Source organism: Cloacibacterium sp. Arc13 (assembly GCF_041431305.1).
Taxonomy (GTDB): Bacteria; Bacteroidota; Bacteroidia; order Flavobacteriales; family Weeksellaceae; genus Cloacibacterium; species Cloacibacterium caeni_B.
In genome coordinates, this window is the sequence record NZ_JASMRM010000005.1 from 1 (window position 1) to 17,825 (window position 17,825).

The following is a 17,825-nucleotide window of genomic DNA, read 5'->3' on the forward strand; positions in this document are numbered from 1 at the left end:
TTTTTAATCCTAAAATAATTTGTCGTTTGTTCATTCTTTTACACTTTTTTGTGTAAAGCTATTTTAGGACAAGACAGTAGGATAAAATCTCTCTTTGGAAATCATAAGTGGGAACCAAACTCACCCTAAAAATGGTCTCCGTTTCGTTCTCCGCGATTACGGTTTGGGAATGATGCAGTGGCAAAGCTTTGACATAATTGGCTTGTTCACGGTCAAATTTCAAGAGAATTTCCTGTGTTTCTTTGCCCAAAGTACTGATGATGCCAAAAGAATTTTTATACGCCTTTTCTATATCAATATTCTCTCTTTTGAAAGAAGTATTGCTGATATTGAGGTCAGAAATGCGGTCTAATCCGTAAGTTTTCAGGAAAAAAGAGGGGTTTTTGGACTGATAATCGGCTGCCAAAAGATACCAACGGTTTTTAAATTCCTTCAACGCATAAGGCATAACGACTTTGCTAGACTTTTCGTTTTCCCAAAATTTTTGATAGGTAAAAGAAAGTACTTTCTTCTGGGTAATGGCATGAATCAAACCATTAAGGTGTTCTAAACCTCTGGCTCTTCTCGGCTCGAAAAACATCACATCTGCTTTTCCTTTGGTTTCGCGGTAAGCTTCTACCAATAGCAATTGGTCAAATACGCTCTCTTGGGAAAGTTCCAGTTCTTCTTCCTCTATGAAGTGGGCATTTTTCTTTCGGGAATAAGAAATCTGAATCCCAAATACATCTGCAATCGCCAGTTTATCTCGCTGAAAAGTGCGTTCGGTAAATTTGAGTTCCAGTCCTTTTTCTGCAAACTGCGATTCTAGATAATCTGCAATTTCTGGATAAGTGGCGCCTCGGTCTTTTCTTCTGCGTAAAAACTCTTCTATAAAGAGCAGTCTGAGCATTTGTTCGTTTTTTGCCATGGAAAATAGATTAAGGTTAAGGTTGAGGCAAAGGTAAGGAAGTAAAACGTCAAAAGGTGACGTTTTTAGAACTTTTCAAATCTTTTGATGCTAAATTCTGTTCTTTTACCATCACCGTAATACGTAAATCTATTGGGAATTTTCCGTCTGAATTCGACTTAGCTCTTTTTATATAAAAGAGAATAGATCACTTAGTGTTTCCTAGTGGTGACTTATAGGTTAAAATTAAACTAGCTCTATGGTACCTACAAGATGTTCAAAATATGTACTCCCTTTAATACTGGGATAAAACAAGATTAGGGGACTGTTATTTTGATAAATTTGGGGTCTCCATATTAGAAAGACACCTATATTTTTAAACAGAAAACCTCTTTCTTTTAAAGTGAAATTCTGAGGAAATTTTTCACTAGAAAAAATAGAAATCGGGGTCTTATGAAAAGGTTCTTAAAAATAGGTGACTCCGAAAAAGACACCCACATATTGAGAATTATTAATAAACTTTGAAAGTCCAGCTCAACAAAAAACCCTTTAAATATAAAGATTTAAAGGGTTTTGTTGCAAATTGCATTTTTAAATGCGATCCGGACGGGACTTGTTATTTTTTCAAAAAAGCCCTATCCATAAGCTTTATATTGTTCTCTTGTTTAAGAGGTCACCGAATAGGTCACTTTTTTAAACAATCAAGAGATCGTCGTTTTTACTGGTGCAAATATAGATCATTTTTAATTATTTCCAAACTAAGAACATCCTTTTTTTCTTCTACAGTATGCAATCAACAGATAATCAATTGTTTTATTTATAATACTTCTTTGTTATAGATAAAAAAGAGAGAAATTATTGATTCACTACGGCTCAGTCAACAATTGTATGTCAATTTATATGTTTTTGGGATCAAACAATTCTCAGATCTGTCATAATTTTTTAGTTTAAAATCATAAAATCAAATTATTATTTAAAAAAAATTATACTAATTTATTTTTTCTCCAAATTTATAAAATCGGAAAAATCCGATTCATCTACTTTAAAATCAGCACTTTTGATAATAGTTTTAACTTGTAAAATAAAATAATTAAACTAATCCAGTCACATAAAAATATATAAATCTAAGTACTTACATCAGCCCTATTTAATTTCCTTGAGAAGCCGCATTCAAATAATCATCACTGATATCTTTTTCCTTTTTAAAATCTTTTCCAAACTTATAACTGAAGCTGATCCCGAAAGAACGAAGCGGTAAATAACGTATAGAAGATGAGCTGTAATCACCAGTCTCAACAGTTGTCGCCTGTTTGATATACTTGTTGAAAGGATTGGTTGTTGTAATTCCAATACTTGCTTTTTTATTCCAGAACTGTTTTCTCGCTGCTATACTGTAAGTGATCGACTGTGGATTTTTACCCTGAATATTTTTCGCCGCAGAATTATAATTCCCAAATGCTTCTACGATAAAATCTTTTGGAAATAAGTAATTCAGATTTAAATTCAGGCGGTAACGCATTCCCATATCAACGTTCCCAAAATAATTACTGACGATATATCGGTGAAAAACCATCATATTACCACGAAGATTTAATTTATTATTTAAAAAAGCAACAGAACCTGACAATATTCCACCAGAATTATATTCCTTGCCGATGTTATCTCTTCTGGTTACTGAAACATTTGTATAATTTATACCGCTTACCGTATAAATTGGGTAAAAAGTAGTGATTTGTTTCAGATCCTGACTGTTGATCCTTTCTGTAAGGGTGAATGAAAGATTAGCGCCGTTTTCAAAATTCTTATTGTAACCTAATTCCATATTATCCCCTATTTCCGGCTTCAATGCAGGATTTCCTGTTGTGATATTATGAGGATCGCTGAAATTTAAGAATGGGTTTAATTCAGCATATTCCGGTCTTTCAACTCTTCTTGTATAGGCTAATTTTATCGTTTCGCCACTGTCAAATTTATGAGACAAAATGAATGACGGCACGAGCAAACTGTATGATGGAATATTGGTATTCTGATAATCTATTTTTACCGTCGTATATTCGTAACGTGCCCCTGCTCTTACATCCAGCCAGTTATTAAATAATTTTAATGAAGAGGAAACATATGCGGCATAAACTCCCATATCATATTTCAAACGGTAAGACTGGAAAGGATCAAATTCATATTGTCTTGAAAAAGCATCCAAAACATTCACATCCGTATTTGTTGTAATGTGCTGGAAAATTGCTTTTGTACCCATTTCCAATGTAATTTGGTCATTGATCGGCTGCACATAATCGACCGACAAATTATGACTGGTATCCGTTCCCGGATTTCTCCCCGAAATACCATCATAAGGAGATAAAGCTGCTGCAAGACTTTGAGTTTGTAAATAATTACTTTTAGGTGATCCGTAGCTTACAACGAAATCTGCTGTCAATTCCTGTCCTTCTCTTTGGAATATTTTTCGATAGCTCAAATTTCCATCAATAGAATTTACCGAAGAACGGTTGTCTGAAGCTCTGTAACCAATGATCGACTGGTCAGTTGAATTAGAAAAATCAGCAATATATTGTTGCTGATTAATGAAACCGATGCTTTTGTTGGCAAAATCGTTGTAAGAAATGGAACCGCTTAATGTGTTCGTTTTGTTGATTGTCCAGTCAAAGCCCAATCCTGTACGATAACCGTGTCTCTGAAAATCGGTGTAGCCGTCCTGCAATAATCGGGTTTGAGTGGTAGCTGTATGAGAAATCCTGTCTTGTGAAAAAGGTGTTCTGGATTTCAACTGTGCATTTCCGCTGAAAAAGGTATTTAAGCTGAAATTATTATTTCTGAAGTTCAGATTTAATGAGCCCGTTTCAAAACGTGTTCCCGCAGACGCAGTGATCAATCCGTTGATGTCTTTTACTTTGCTTTCGTTCAGAACAATATTGATGATTCCGCCAGTTCCCTGCGCATCGTATTTTGATCCGGGACTAGTTATTGCTTCAATACTTTTGATCTGACTTGCAGGAATAGAAGCCAGCGCATCGGCAAGACTATTCCCAAATATGCTTGAAGGTTTTCCGTTGATCAGGAATCTGACATTCGGATTTCCCTGTAACTCCACAATTCCGTCTGCATCCACCGTTACCTGTGGAACCTTTCTCAAAACATCAATTGCAGCTCCACTTTGTGAGGTTACGTCATTGGCAACATTGTAGACTATTTTATCAACTTTATTTTCGACAATAGGTTTTTTTCCATTGATAATAACTTCCTGAATGGTTTTAACCTGATGGTCTTTTAAAGTGTCAGATGCTTTTTTGTCTATAGTTTGAGCACAGACTAACGTTGTCGATATTAAAGCGAAAAGAATTGATAGTTTTTTCAAAGCGATGTTTATGATGAGGCAAAAATGAAATTCAATTCTGAAAACATTTTGAATTCGACTAAAAAATCAAAATATTTTATAGATGACCGGATCTTTATTATTTAAACGCAAGTAAAATAGTTCCGCCGATAATCAACAAAGCCCCGATCGCAGTTTTCAATGTTAATGTTTCTTTAAAAAAGAAGATTGATAAAATAATAGCAATAGCTACACTTAATTTATCTACCGCCGCGACTTGCGAAACTTTGCCTATCTGTAAAGCCTTAAAATAAAACAGCCAGGATAACCCAGTTGCGACACCGGAAAGGACAAGAAAAATAAGATTGAATTTTGATAATGATCCAATATCGTTAGACTCGCCTTTTATAAAAACAATGCTCCAGACCAATACCAAAATAATTACTGTTCTAATTCCAGTTGCTAAATTAGAATTGATATTGGATACTCCCATTTTTGCAAAAATTGCTGTGAATGCAGCAAAAACAGCTGAAAGCAAGGCATAATAGAACCACATATTTTTATTTTTTGACATCAATTAAAAGGTTTTAACAAAACCAATCCCTACACTTTTATTCTGATAAAAAGGCATTACCATAGTGGCTGAATTTTGATTTTTCCCTCCTATCAAATGATTGATTTTAGGATATAACCAATAAGCCAGTTCCGTGGAAAGAATACCGAATCCGGCTCCGCCAACGACATCTCCAACCCAATGCTTATCATTCAACATTCTGTAAACTCCCGTAAAAACAGCGAGTGAATATCCAGAAATTCCGAGCCAGAAATTGGTGTCCTTGTACTCTCGGAACATAAACTGTGCAGAGGCAAACGCAATCGCTGTATGACCTGAAGGGAAAGAAAGATTATTGGATTGATCCGGTCTTTCTTCCTTTACCATATGCTTTAATGGAACTACAAACGCTGATGTAATCAACATCGAAGTTCCGTAAATGATACTTCTGTCACGGAAATTATGTTTTCCTTCTACCCCAAAAGCATTTAATCCATAGACCAAAGCGGCAGGTGCGAATTGGGTGTAATTATCCAGTCTGATGTGATCCGGTTTGTGTTCATTGATCTCATCTCTAGTAGAGAAATTCAATTGTTTAATCCCTTTTACTGACAAACTTGCAACGCCGTAGCCTATTAAGGCCGCAGGAACAATCAATCTTTTATAATTAAGATGATCTGTTTCTGTATTCAGTTCAACGATGCTATCTTGCTTTGTTTCCTGAACCTGAATGGTATCATTACTTTGGGCAGAAATTTTTCCAAATGTTGAAAATAATATGAAAATGCTAAAAACTGTTTTTTGAGTGAATTTTGACATCTTATGTTTATTAATTTGATTTAAAATTTATTTAGGACAATGCATCTGAATGTTGGTCTCTTTAAACTTCGAAAGAACTTCTTGACCAAAATCTGTGTAATAGGTATGTTCTGAGATAAACCAACAGTTCTTTTTGAGCCATTCCTCGTCAGTGTAGATCAGTTTTAGAAATATTTCAAATTCCCTTCTCAATGCCTTTTCATACTTTGGATAATTCGCTCTTGTCAAATGATACAGATCAGCATCACATAACACTTTTTCGATTAGTGAAGAAGGTTTGGGCGGATATTTTGTGGATTCAATGCAGTTTAAAACTGAACTGATAAAACCGTTCTCGCATCCATAGTTTTCTAAAAAATCCTTGGCTATTTTCTTACTTTCGTTTTCGTGACCGAGATATGTGTTTGCATACCCACAATCGTGGAACCAGGCAGCAACTTCTAAAGCAAGAGTTTCATTGTCAGAAAGATCGCATTGAGAGCCAATTTCTCTCGCCGCAGCAACAACTTCATAGGTATGGTTGATGTTATGAAAAACAAGCTCATTCGAAAGATTTTCTGAAAGAAACAATATCACATAGCTGCTTACAGCTTCTACTAGATTGTTCATATCAGCATTGAATATTTAATTAAAATTTATAACTATACCCTAATCTTACCACCTGAGTTTCGTAATAATCATCGCTTATGTAAGCAAATCCATTACCCTGAATTTTCTTCTTAATGACCATTGTATTCAGCAAATCGGTTGCGTTTACAAACAGTTCTCCTTTTCCATTCTGAACTGATTTTTTTACACCTAGATCCATTGAAAATCTCGAACCTATTTTCCCTTGCGGAATGATATCCGGAGCCAGATAAACAGCTGTTAGCTGAGCATCAAAACCTTTAGACAATTTAAAAACGTTGTTCAATTTTACATTTCCGGAAATGGCAGTTTCCTGATTGGTAGAAAAAATATTGGGTTGTGGATAAAGATTTTCCACCGAAAATGCATCTATCTGATTTCTGTAGATATTTCCATTGATATTGAAAGAATAGGCTTTCGAAACTTTCTGATTCCATATCATTTCCAATCCTGAATTATAACTTTTCCCTGCATTTTGAAACACCGTATAGATCAAAGTACTTTCAGGAACAATACTTGAAATTCTGGTAATTGTTCCGTTTGCAAAACGATGATAAAGAGCAGAATACAAATAACCGTTATCCCAATTATATTTGTGTCCCAATTCAATCGAATTGGTAAATTGCGGTCTCAATTGTGGGTTTCCAACTTTAATGATTTCAGCATCATCGTATTTAGGGAAAATTCGGATATCAACTTCATTCGGTCGGTCTACTCTCCTATTGTAAAATATCGATAACTTATTGTGGTCGTTTAATTTATAAGCCAATCTCAGGTTTGGAAACGGCTGTGTATAATTGTAGCTGTCACTTTTGTAAGTCGGATGATTTGGATTGACGTCATACTGAATTTTCACATATTCGAGTCTTACACCAAGCTCGGCTTCCCATTTTTCATTTTCAAAAATATAATTACCATAAATGGCAGGAATTAATTCTTTATAGGTCGCCCAACCTCCCGCATTAATATCCAAAACAGAATTGACGCCCGGAATAAAATTCATATTGGTTGGAATACTTCTGTTTCTCAGCTTAATTCCCGTTTCGATTCGTCCGTATTTCAAAGGTTTTACATAATCAATAGTAAAATCATAAACCTGTTCGTCTGACAATAATTTAAAAGCATCTTTTCCTGTTGAAGTAGGCAAATAATTATCATAGAAATATTTCTCGTCTTCTCTATGGAATGTATAATTAAATCCGACATTCAGTAAATGTCCGGCATCTTTGAATTTGTGCTGATAAGAAGCCGTTCCCATAATTGTGGTTTTCAACTCATCCTCCAAAAACTGCCAAAGACGAAGACGCTGTGAAAAATCTCTATAAAAAAAAGGTTGGTCTCCTCGGTCAATAATCTTTTCACTTCCGTATAATCCTGAAATTGTCAAGGTATTTTGAGCATCTATATTCCAGTCGATTCCGGCTTTTGTTGTGAGATAATTTGTGTTTCTGTTTCTTTTTAATTGTGAATTGATGATTGTTCCGTCGTCGTAAGTTCGCTTTACAAATTCATTTTTATTTAATGTTTCCGTGTATAAATTATCAGCCTGAAGAAAAATATTAATCTTATCTTTTCTGTAATTAAGCGAAAGAGAAGGGTTGATTTTTGGCGTAATCGTATATTGAGGTCTTATCGTCGGCAGATTTTCTTTTCTTACCCAATAAGAACCCGTTCCATAAGTAAAACCAACTTTTCCGTTCCAGCCGTTTTTATTGTTTTTCATCATTATAATATTGATGATACCTGCATTTCCGTTGGCATCATATTTTGAAGACGGATTGTTGATGATCTCGATTTTATCAATCGCAGAAGCCGGAATATTATCCAATCCTGATTGGCTTCCAAACCCCATAAGAGCGGTCTGTTTACCATCAATTAAAACAGTTACTTTATCATTTCCACGCAATTGCACTTTTCCGTCCTGAACAGTTACGCCAGGAAGATTTTGCATACTTTGCAAAACAGAACCTCCACTTTGGCTGATATTATCTGCAACAGAATAGGTCTTTTTATCAAGCTGATTGCTGATTTCATTTTTTTTCGAAGCTGTCATAACAACTTCTTCGATTTTTGTTTCTTTATCAGCTTCTTGTTCAAGTTCTATTGGTGGAATCTCTAAAAACTCAGATAAACTTCCTACAAAAAGTGGCTGCCTCTGCTTTCGAAATCCCGAGAGCGAAAATTCCAATTGGTAATTTCCAGGCTTGATTCCTGTTAACGAGAATCTTCCTTCTTCATTGGTAATTGTTCCTGCTACAAATGCGGTATCTTTTTCTGTTCTTGCCAAGACATTCACGTAAGACAAAGCCAGCTTGTTTGTTTTATTTTTAATCAATCCGGAAATTGTTATTCCCGCAACCTGAGCATACGCTATAGAAGAGCATAATACCGTTATTAAAAAAAGCAATAATCTGATTCTATACATTACATTTATTTTGATACAATATTCAGTAATGATTTAGAAGAAATTTTGAATTTTAAAAAATCAGAACAACCGATTTGAAAAAAGAAAGCCACTTTTACAAGTAGCTTTTCTAATTCTTTTTACTTTCTATCAGAACTTAATCTTTTGCAAGTTTCACAAAGTGACCTTTGGCATCAAACAAAACGTCTCCACTTTTAACTTCTGCTTCGTACATGACAGAACCATCAGCTTTAGTAATTTTAGAAGCTTCCTTGATTTTGCCTAATTGCTTTTTTGCTACATAAGATGAAGCCATCGCCGGAAGCTGGCTCACTTTAATCTCTGTTTCTTTTTCCTCCCAAACGCCTTGTGCATTGTAGAGAACGCTCATTTCTTCTCCATTATACTTAAAGCCTGCTTCATATTTCCCATTTTCGTTTTCCCATTTTGCATCTTTAACTGCCGGAAATTGTTTTTGAAACCCTTTCTGAACTAATGCAGGAATATCCTTCTGTTGAATTTTTTGTGCACTGACGAAAACTACACCAGTAGTCACTGTTAATAGAAATGCTAATTTTTTCATTTTAATTTAATTTTAAATTTGTAGTACAATATTCAGGGATGATTTAGAAGAAATTTTGAACTTTTAGCTTTTGAAAGCTTTTTAATATTTATTGATTGTTTATTTCTTCTTGTTTTAAATTGATTTTGTTGAGCAATGTTGGCAGAACGATGAGTAAAAGTGGCAATGCAACGATAAATCCGCCGATAACAGCAATCGCCAAAGGTTGGTGCATTTGCGCTCCTGTTCCAATTCCCAATGCTAAAGGCATTAAGGCGATAATAGCTCCCAAAGCGGTCATTAATTTTGGTCGAAGTCTTGTACTGATGGCATAAATAATGGCTTCTTCCTTGGTTTTTGCAGCTAAACTTTCGTGGAATTGCAGATACGTGAAGATGGCGTTTTCTCCAATGATTCCGACCATCATAATAAGTCCTGTGTAACTTCCGACATTTAAAGGGGTGTTGGTTAAATACAGTAATAAAATACCTCCTGAAAGTCCCAGAACTGACACAAATAAGATGATAAGCGCCACCAAAACGTTCCTAAACAGAAACAGCATCACAGAAAAAACTAATAAGCTGGAAACCACCAAAATAATCAGCAATTCTTTAAAAGATTGCTGCTGTTCAGCATACGCACCACCATAAACTACAGAATATCCGCTCGGCAGTTTTATTTTCTGATTAATCTGATTCTGAATTTCTTGAATAGTTCCACCCAAATTTCCATTATCCAGTCTTGCGGTTACAATACCTAATGTTTGTAGATCTTCTCTGTTAACTTCGGCTGAACCGGTTACAACGCTTACGGTTGCAAATTCGCTCAAAGGTTTCAAAGTTCCGTTTGGCAAAGCAATCATACTGTTGTTGATCTCGCTTAAAGACTGGTTGCTTTTTTCGTTGTACAATAATCGTATCGGCGTGTATTGAACTTTGTCAAAGATATTTCCGGCTACATTTCCGTCCAAATTAGCTTGCAATTGTTTTTGAAAATCAGGTAAAGAAATATTGTATTGGGCTAAAACAGAAAGTTTTGGGCTTACAACCATTGATGGTCCTGAAATGATAATTCCGTCGAATACATCGGCTGTTCCGTTGACTTTACTTACAACGTTTGCTATTTTTTTTGAATAGTCTTCAATGATTTTCTGATCGGTTCCAAAAATTTTAATTTCAATAGGCTGAACACTGCTCATCAAATCACCCAGCATATCTGTGATAACTTGTCCAAAATCTACGGTTAAAGGCAACCCGGAAGCATCAATTTTAGCACGGATATCGTCGGTAACTTCATTCGTGGTTTTACTTCTGCTTTTCTTTAACTGAATTAAATAATCACCTCTGTTAGGTTCAGTAATAAAGAATCCCATTTGAGTTCCTGTTCGTCGGCTGTACGCCTGAACTTCGGGTGTTGAAGTGATGATTTTCTCGACTTCTTTCAGCTCTCTGTCGGTTTCTTCCAATGAAGTTCCGGGAGGCGAATTGTAATCTAAAACAATACTTCCTTCATCCATATCCGGTAAAAATCCGGTGCTGATATTGGGAAGAATAATCGCTGGGGCAATAATCAACACTAAAATAAAAGCATAACTGAATAATGGTTTTCTGATAAAAAATCCCACCCATTTTCTTTCTTTTACGTCGTGATGTTGAAGATTTTTTTCTTTTTTCTTTCCTGATGACAAGAGTAAGTAAACGATTGGCAGTAATATCCAGGTTGCAAAAAAAGAACAGATTAATGTGATAATCATCGTGTCGGTCATTACTTTAAAATAAGCTCCAGCTACTCCACTCATTAACATAAAAGGCAAGAAAATCACAATCGTACTGAGTGAAGAACCGACCATTGCTTTTAACAAATAATTAATCGCTTTTTGCACCAATATTTTTGAAGATTCTTCGGGATGTTCCTCGTGGGTTCTATGGATTTGTTCAACCACAACAATCGCATCATCAATGATTAATCCTATCGCAGCGGCAATTGCTCCCAAAGTCATAATATTGAACGTCTGCCCCATCGTATAAAGTACAAGCATCGTAAGACTTAACGTAATCGGAATTGTAATTAAAATAACCGCACTTGCCTTCCAAGAACGAAGAAAAATAATCGCCACGATAATTGCTAAAACCAATCCTATCCACAAAGCATCGGTAACACTTTTAATGGAATCATTCACAAAATCTGCCTGAACATAATACGGTTTTAAGACAATATCTTTCGGCAAGGTTTTTTGCAGTTCGGTAATTTTTGCTTCCATTGCTTTGCTAAGATCTACCACATTCGCATTGGGTTGTTGGATAATGGCAATCAGAATACTTTCCTGTCCGTTGGCATTGACTTTTATATATTGTTTTGCATTATGAACATTGATTTGTGCAATATCACTCAACAAAACGATACGGTTTCCATTATTGCTTACAACAAGATTTTTAAGCTGACTTTCATTGCGAATCTGGGCATCCGTAAGCGTTAAATATAAATAGCGAAAATCTGAGGAATATCCATTTGATTTAATAAAATTGCTACTGTTGATTGCTTGTTCCACCGAAGCAGGAGTAACACCCAATCTCGCCATCATCGACTGATTCATCACCACACGAAATTCCTTGTCCTGTCCACCGATAATTCTCACTTCACTTACTCCGGCAACTTGTGAAAGAAATGGTTTGATGGTGTACAGCGCCAATTGTTTCAGCTCAATCGGATCTTTTGAAGTTGAATTCAACGAATATCCCATTACGGGAAGAATCGACGGATTCATTTTTTCAACAGAAATATTAATATCTGGTGGTAATTGATTTCGAACTTCATTCACACTGCTTTCGATCTGTTGTTTGGCTAAATCGACATTCACATTCCAATCCATAAAGGCGGAAATTTCACAACTTCCTCGGCTCGTTGTGCTTTTTAAAACCTGTAAATCGGGAACTCTTTTTACGGCATCTTCCAAAACTTTGGTCACACCGACTGTCATTTGGTTTACAGGTTGTTGTCCTGCATCAGCAATGATCTTTATTTTTGGAAAAGTAATCTGCGGAAATAAAGCCGATTGAATTTTGGTATAAGAATAGATTCCGCCCGCCAGTATTAAAAAAATTAATACCAACAACGGACTTTTATAGGTTACAAAAAAGGACTTTTTCATAAAGTTATTGTTTTTGTATTTTAACAATAGCAGTATCGCTCAATCCGAAATTTCCTGAGACAACCACTCTATCTTTTGTTGTCAAATTCCCTGATTTTATTTGAATATATTGATCGGTTTCCACACCTTTGGTGATTTCTGTTTTCACGGCTGTTGTGTCATTAATTAATTTCATGACCCAAAAAGAAGATTGCGTTTCATCGCTTACAACCGCCATTTTAGGAACAGAAAGTCCGAAAGCAGAAGTTTTAGAAAAGCTTATCGTCCCAATCAGATTTTCAGGAATGTTATTATTGTTTGAAACTTGTAAAAGTACTTTTACGGTTTGGGAAACTGCATCAACGGAAGGCATCACTTTTGCGATTCTTCCCTGCAACACTGTATCGTCGGGTAAAGTAATTGGTAAAGAACCTTTATTTTTTATGATTTGAAGATATTCGTAAGGCACATCTACCACAAAACCAAAACTGCTTGCATCGGTAATCGTCGCCAAAACTTCGCCATCCTGCACATAATCTCCGATTTGATGATTCAGCATTGCAACATAGCCTGTTGCAGGACTTGTCACCGTTGTTGCTCCGTTGAAACGGAAGGATTTATCTAATTTATTGATGGTATTTCCCAACGCTCTTGCTTCTTTGGTCTGCAACCCGAAAAGTACAGCGCCTTTACCAACACGGTCTGCCAATTTGATGGTCACTTTTGTAATATAACCGTTGCTGTTGGCTTTTACATCAGATTTTAACAAATAAGTTGCCGTTGCATTCAGCGTGATCATATTGTTGAGTTGAGCTGTATCAGAAGGATAGGCAACCGTAACCAATGTTTTGGGTTTTGCATCTGTAGGAGCCGTTTCACTTGTTTTATTACAACTGAAAACAACAAGGGAGAATATGATGAGGGTGATTATTTTTTTCATAATTATTGAATGATTAAATATTGCAATTGGTTTTTCAGGTTGAATAAAGTCGTATTATACTGAATGATATTTCCTTTTAAATTCAATAAATTATTAATGGACAGAATAAAATCCACCATTCTTACATCGCCTGTAGGAAGCTGTTTGGCATTGGCTTCCACCAAAGTTTTGGCATAAGTCGTTTGTTCGTTTGCTGTGTTGATGATCTTATTATATTGCTCAATCTGATTATTGATTTGAAGAATCTGCTGCTGATATTGTCTTTGGGTCTGCTCAAGATATTTTTGGCGGGTTTGCAGCGATAATTGATTTTGCTGTAACAACATTTTTTTCTGATGACCATCATAAATCGGAATGGTGACACCAACTCCTACACTCAGTCCAAAATTTTTATACGGAGTTGTTGTAAATGAAGACTGATAACCGCTGTCTGAAAATGCTGTTATTTTTGGTTTGTAATCGTATTGGATTATTTTGGCGTCGTTAGCTAATTTTAAACTATCTGCCTGAAAAGCCTTTTGATACATACTTTTGTCAAAAGAAGTAGAATTCAGTTTTTCAGTAAAATATGGAGCTTCAACAGGCTCGAAAGTATCATCTACAATTCCTGATAAATATTTTAACAAAGAATAATTATTTTGCCAATCGGCTTTTTGCTGTTGTAATGTGAGTTCGTTCTGTTGAAGGGTAACTTTAAAGGTCAGATAGTCCGTTTGTTTGAAAACCGCAGCCTGAGTCAATTTTTTCAAAACAATATCTTCCTGATTTAATAAATGAATAATTTCCTTGCTTACATTATACTGTTGCTGACTTGCATAAGTCGTAATATACTGGTCGGTAATCTGTTTATTAAGCGTTTGAAGACTGATATTTTTCTGGGCTAAAACCTGTGCAATACTTGCATTAACACCGGTAAGTCTCGTATTCAGGTTATTCCGGCTGATGAATTCTTTGGCAACTCTTACGCCTGCAAAAATCGATTGTCCGTTTGTCAGTGCGCTGTCGTATCCCCAACCTTTAATATTGGGTGAATATCCCGCTGTTCCCTCTCCTGTAACAATGAATCCGTAAGTTGCTCTCAATTTTAAACTGTCGATTCGGTTGGATAGTACCTGATTGTTAAAATCATTTAAAACCGGACTGTTCGTTTTTGCCGTTTCAAGGAAATATGATAACGTGTTTTTTGATTGTGCATTTATTTTAAAACAACAGAAAAACAACATCAAAAACAAAAAAACACGAACGAGATATGTACGAAAAGTAACCATATTCTGTAAATTATATGGTAAAGATGAGACCCGATTTTGTAGAAATTCTGAATTACCTATTTATATTTCCATTATTTCTAACATAGAAATGTGCCATAATTAAAACACAGAGAATACCTAAAATAAATCCGCCTAAAACATCTGTAAACCAATGCGCTCCAAGATATACTCTCGAAACAGCCCCTAAAAAAATCATAGAAAGACAAATGATAATCAGAAATAATTTGACCTTATATTTAATCTTTTTTAAATGAAGTATAATCAATATCAACGCACCAAAAAATACAGTATAAAACAAAACGTGACCGCTTGGAAAGCTCTGGTATTTTGTTTCTTCCAAAAGAACAACCAAATCTTTAGACGGACGTGGTCTGTTGATAAGCACTTTAAACCCTAACCCTAAAATTCCGGACAAAAGTGTAGAAACCATCAAAACAGCTTCTTTTTTTAATCTTAAAATAAAAAAGACAAGTGAAGTTATACCGACCATTACAACCGAAACCGATGTTCTGCCAAACCAGCTCAGCCAAATCATCAGTGTATTAAGGTTAGGAGTTTGTTTTTCCTGTATTTCTTCTGAAATATGGATGTCCAAATATTCCAGAGGCAGAAAGAAAACATTATAGCTTAATATTATAAAAGCTATTAAAAGTGTAATAAGCGTGGCTCGAAATAAAAGCCTTTTGTTATTTTGCAGAAAAGTTATCAATCTCATAATTCAGGAATTAACTGACACAAATTAATATCCTAATTCTGAATTAATTTTGAATCTCAGGTTTTAAAAATTGATTGAAATTCAAATTTTAAAACCTTATTAGCCGACAAGAGATTGATAATATCATCAATCTCTTGTAAGGTTTTTATATTTCAGAATATTTTATTTAGCTTTCATTTTTCCATTCTTAAATCTCACACTCGCAGTCTGATAATAAGAAATGGTTTGAGAGGCAAATTCCTGATTTTTTGTTTTTATTTCTGATAAAGTCTGTTTTTCATTTCCTGAAACTCCAAACTGTTTTAACCTTTTTCTATCGTCAATCTGTGTGAAAATATTACCTTTCAGCATTCCCAATGTTCTGTAATTGCCAATAAAAGCTCTTTCTTCTCCAACTTTTGTTTGATTGATGTCTTTTCCATACAAACTTGTGTTGTAATTCCAACCGAGATATCCGAATAAAGTCGGCATCAAATCGATCTGTGAAGTCAAACGATCAATTCTTGTTGGTTGTTGCTGTGGAAGATTATAAATAATTGCAGGTATGTGATGTCTGTCGATATTGATCTCCCACTTCCCGGCACTGCTTGCACAATGGTCTGCAACGATTACGAATACCGTATTTTTGAACCAAGGTTTTGTCTTCGCATCCGCGATGAACTTTCCTAAAGCATAATCTGTATATTTTACTGCAGCATTTCTGTCACCTTGTGGAAGATCAATTTTTCCGGCCGGGAAAGTGTAAGGTTTATGATTGGAAGTCGTCATCACAAACTGGAAAAACGGTTTGTTTGCTTTAGCACTTTTATCAGCGTATTTGATAGATTGATTATAAAGATCCTCATCACAGATTCCCCAGGCATTTTCAAATTTCACTTCGTTATCAGGAATTGCAAATCTTTGTGTTTTAATCTCGTCTGATAAAGGATTTCCTCTGTTTCTGTCAACAATATCAAATCCCTGTCCACCAAAAAAAGTATTCATATTATCAAAATAGCCATCGCCACCATAAATAAAGTAAGGTTGATAATCTTTTGATTTCACAATCGTAGAAACGGAAAATAGATTCTGATTATTAGGTCTTCTTACGATGCTATTTCCCGGAGTTGGAGGAACAGATAATGTCAAAGCTTCCATTCCGCGAACAGTTCTGGTTCCTGTTGCATAAAGGTTTGTGAAGAAAATACTTTCGTTCGACAACTTTTCATAGTTAGGTGTAAGATGATCTTTATTGCCAAATTCTGTCAGAAAATCTGCGCTGAAACTTTCTATGGCAATAAGGATGATATTAGGTTTTTGTTCATTATTTCCTGTGGTGAGCCTTGATATATCATCATATTTTGCGGTTGTATATTTTTGATTTTCCTGTAAAAGATTCTTCTTAACTATTGAATAGGCTACTTTCTCCGGAAGTTTTGGGTAGAAGGTTTCATAATCAAGCTCGTTTGATTTGAAGGCAGTTACAAAAGAAAAAGCACCGTTTTTACCCAATTCATTTACCACCAAATTATTACTGAAATCCGCCTGCTTGTTTTTCATCACCAAGCCTAAAATAATGGCAATTGCCAAAACCGGAACTGCATAAAATAAACGATTATTGATAGAATTTTTATCAGAAAAAGTATTTTTGAAGATATTCAGTTTTTTAAATAAAACAAATGTAAGGACGATCAATCCTACCAAAACAACTCCAATCACAGGTAAAGGATAAGACTGATTGATGTTTTCGACAACTTCATAAGTGTAAATAAGATAATCTACCGCAATAAAATTGAACCTCACGCCAAACTCATCCCAAAAAGGTATTTCTGCCAAAAGGCTAAAATAAATAATAATGAAAATCAAGCTTAGATAAAAATAGGTGAAGATTTTATCAAACAAAGATCCGATCCATCTTTTCGGAAAGATCAAAAGATAAAAGGCGTAAAATGCCAAAAACAAGGAACCCATCGTCAGGTCAAAAACGAACCCTGTGAAAAAAGCTCGCAAAATATGTAGGAAATTAAGCTCAAGATCTTTTAAAGACCAGATCAGTAATATTATCCTAATTACAAATGCTAAAAAAACATATAAACTCAGAACACCAAACAGTGTTGAAAATCTGCCATTGAATAACTTTTTCATAAGTAAGGGTAATAGATAAGAGTGAGTAATATTAAAACTGAGATCACAGCAAATGTCATAGCTCCGGAAGCGATGTCTTTTACAAAACCGATTTTTTTATGATATTCCGGATGAACGAAATCGCAGAGTTTTTCTACTGCGGTATTAAGGCTTTCTGCCGTGAGAATAAGTCCAAAGCCAAGTATCTGAAACATCCACTCAACTTTTGTGATTTTAAAATAGAAGCCTAAAACAACGAAAACAACCCCGATGAAAGACTGTGTCATTATCGAATGTTCCGTTGTCAGCAACAGAAATGCACCTTTAAAGGTGTATTTAAGGCTTTTTGCCCTTCCTTTCAAAAAACTATCATTAATATTTTTCATATCAATGATTTGAAATTTGGAAAGAGATCTTTAGCAAAGGTCGTTTGCAGTTATAAATATGGAAGAACGGTTGCATAAATTAAATTATGCAGCAAAACTAAAAGTGA

General features: G+C 35.1%; 13 protein-coding genes. All 13 read right to left on the minus strand.

The features are described from left to right. Positions 1-58 precede the first annotated feature (58 nt). Positions 59-907, minus strand: coding sequence for a helix-turn-helix transcriptional regulator (locus QO190_RS05325; protein ID WP_371462000.1), 849 nt, complete (start codon positions 905-907; stop codon positions 59-61). 1,126 nt (positions 908-2,033) lie between these two features. Next, positions 2,034-4,256, minus strand: a complete 2,223-nt coding sequence (locus QO190_RS05330) for an outer membrane beta-barrel protein (RefSeq protein ID WP_371462001.1) — start codon at positions 4,254-4,256, stop codon at positions 2,034-2,036. A gap of 97 nt (positions 4,257-4,353) precedes the next feature. Beyond that, positions 4,354-4,770, minus strand: coding sequence for an EamA family transporter (locus QO190_RS05335; RefSeq protein ID WP_034979987.1), 417 nt, complete (start codon positions 4,768-4,770; stop codon positions 4,354-4,356). A 21-nt stretch (positions 4,771-4,791) separates the two neighbouring features. Next, positions 4,792-5,586, minus strand: a complete 795-nt coding sequence (locus tag QO190_RS05340; protein ID WP_371462002.1) for a phosphatase PAP2 family protein — start codon at positions 5,584-5,586, stop codon at positions 4,792-4,794. A gap of 27 nt (positions 5,587-5,613) precedes the next feature. Beyond that, the gene (locus tag QO190_RS05345; protein ID WP_371462003.1) at positions 5,614-6,195 is read right to left on the minus strand and encodes an HD domain-containing protein; all 582 of its coding nucleotides are present in this window, start codon (positions 6,193-6,195) and stop codon (positions 5,614-5,616) included. A 19-nt stretch (positions 6,196-6,214) separates the two neighbouring features. Then, entirely contained in the window at positions 6,215-8,638 is a 2,424-nt protein-coding gene (locus QO190_RS05350; RefSeq protein WP_371462004.1) for a TonB-dependent receptor domain-containing protein, read from the minus strand. 136 nt (positions 8,639-8,774) lie between these two features. Then, the gene (locus tag QO190_RS05355; RefSeq protein ID WP_371462005.1) at positions 8,775-9,200 is read right to left on the minus strand and encodes a PepSY-like domain-containing protein; all 426 of its coding nucleotides are present in this window, start codon (positions 9,198-9,200) and stop codon (positions 8,775-8,777) included. 88 nt (positions 9,201-9,288) lie between these two features. Then, positions 9,289-12,327: an efflux RND transporter permease subunit gene (locus QO190_RS05360; protein ID WP_371462006.1), complete on the minus strand. Its 3,039-nt coding sequence runs from the start codon at positions 12,325-12,327 to the stop codon at positions 9,289-9,291. 4 nt (positions 12,328-12,331) lie between these two features. After that, entirely contained in the window at positions 12,332-13,246 is a 915-nt protein-coding gene (locus QO190_RS05365; RefSeq protein ID WP_371462007.1) for an efflux RND transporter periplasmic adaptor subunit, read from the minus strand. A 2-nt stretch (positions 13,247-13,248) separates the two neighbouring features. Continuing rightward, positions 13,249-14,328, minus strand: coding sequence for a TolC family protein (locus tag QO190_RS05370; protein ID WP_371462008.1), 1,080 nt, complete (start codon positions 14,326-14,328; stop codon positions 13,249-13,251). A gap of 238 nt (positions 14,329-14,566) precedes the next feature. Beyond that, on the minus strand, positions 14,567-15,229 hold the full coding sequence (locus QO190_RS05375) for a phosphatase PAP2 family protein (protein WP_371462009.1): 663 nt from the start codon (positions 15,227-15,229) through the stop codon (positions 14,567-14,569). Positions 15,230-15,391: 162 nt separating this feature from the next. Beyond that, positions 15,392-17,074 (minus strand): LTA synthase family protein, encoded by a 1,683-nt coding sequence (locus QO190_RS05380; protein WP_371481273.1) that lies wholly within the window; start codon positions 17,072-17,074, stop codon positions 15,392-15,394. A gap of 275 nt (positions 17,075-17,349) precedes the next feature. Continuing rightward, positions 17,350-17,718 (minus strand): diacylglycerol kinase family protein, encoded by a 369-nt coding sequence (locus QO190_RS05385; RefSeq protein ID WP_371462011.1) that lies wholly within the window; start codon positions 17,716-17,718, stop codon positions 17,350-17,352. Between the last annotated feature and the right edge of the window lie 107 nt (positions 17,719-17,825).

What these genes read in the sequence shown, in the direction of transcription:
- QO190_RS05325 (WP_371462000.1), bottom strand. Translation starts at nt 907, where the DNA reads ATGGCAAAAAACGAACAAATGCTCAGACTGCTCTTTATAGAAGAGTTT.
- QO190_RS05335 (WP_034979987.1), bottom strand. Translation starts at nt 4,770, where the DNA reads ATGTGGTTCTATTATGCCTTGCTTTCAGCTGTTTTTGCTGCATTCACA.
- QO190_RS05340 (WP_371462002.1), bottom strand. Translation starts at nt 5,586, where the DNA reads ATGTCAAAATTCACTCAAAAAACAGTTTTTAGCATTTTCATATTATTT.
- QO190_RS05345 (WP_371462003.1), bottom strand. Translation starts at nt 6,195, where the DNA reads ATGAACAATCTAGTAGAAGCTGTAAGCAGCTATGTGATATTGTTTCTT.
- QO190_RS05350 (WP_371462004.1), bottom strand. Translation starts at nt 8,638, where the DNA reads ATGTATAGAATCAGATTATTGCTTTTTTTAATAACGGTATTATGCTCT.
- QO190_RS05355 (WP_371462005.1), bottom strand. Translation starts at nt 9,200, where the DNA reads ATGAAAAAATTAGCATTTCTATTAACAGTGACTACTGGTGTAGTTTTC.
- QO190_RS05360 (WP_371462006.1), bottom strand. Translation starts at nt 12,327, where the DNA reads ATGAAAAAGTCCTTTTTTGTAACCTATAAAAGTCCGTTGTTGGTATTA.
- QO190_RS05365 (WP_371462007.1), bottom strand. Translation starts at nt 13,246, where the DNA reads ATGAAAAAAATAATCACCCTCATCATATTCTCCCTTGTTGTTTTCAGT.
- QO190_RS05375 (WP_371462009.1), bottom strand. Translation starts at nt 15,229, where the DNA reads ATGAGATTGATAACTTTTCTGCAAAATAACAAAAGGCTTTTATTTCGA.
- QO190_RS05385 (WP_371462011.1), bottom strand. Translation starts at nt 17,718, where the DNA reads ATGAAAAATATTAATGATAGTTTTTTGAAAGGAAGGGCAAAAAGCCTT.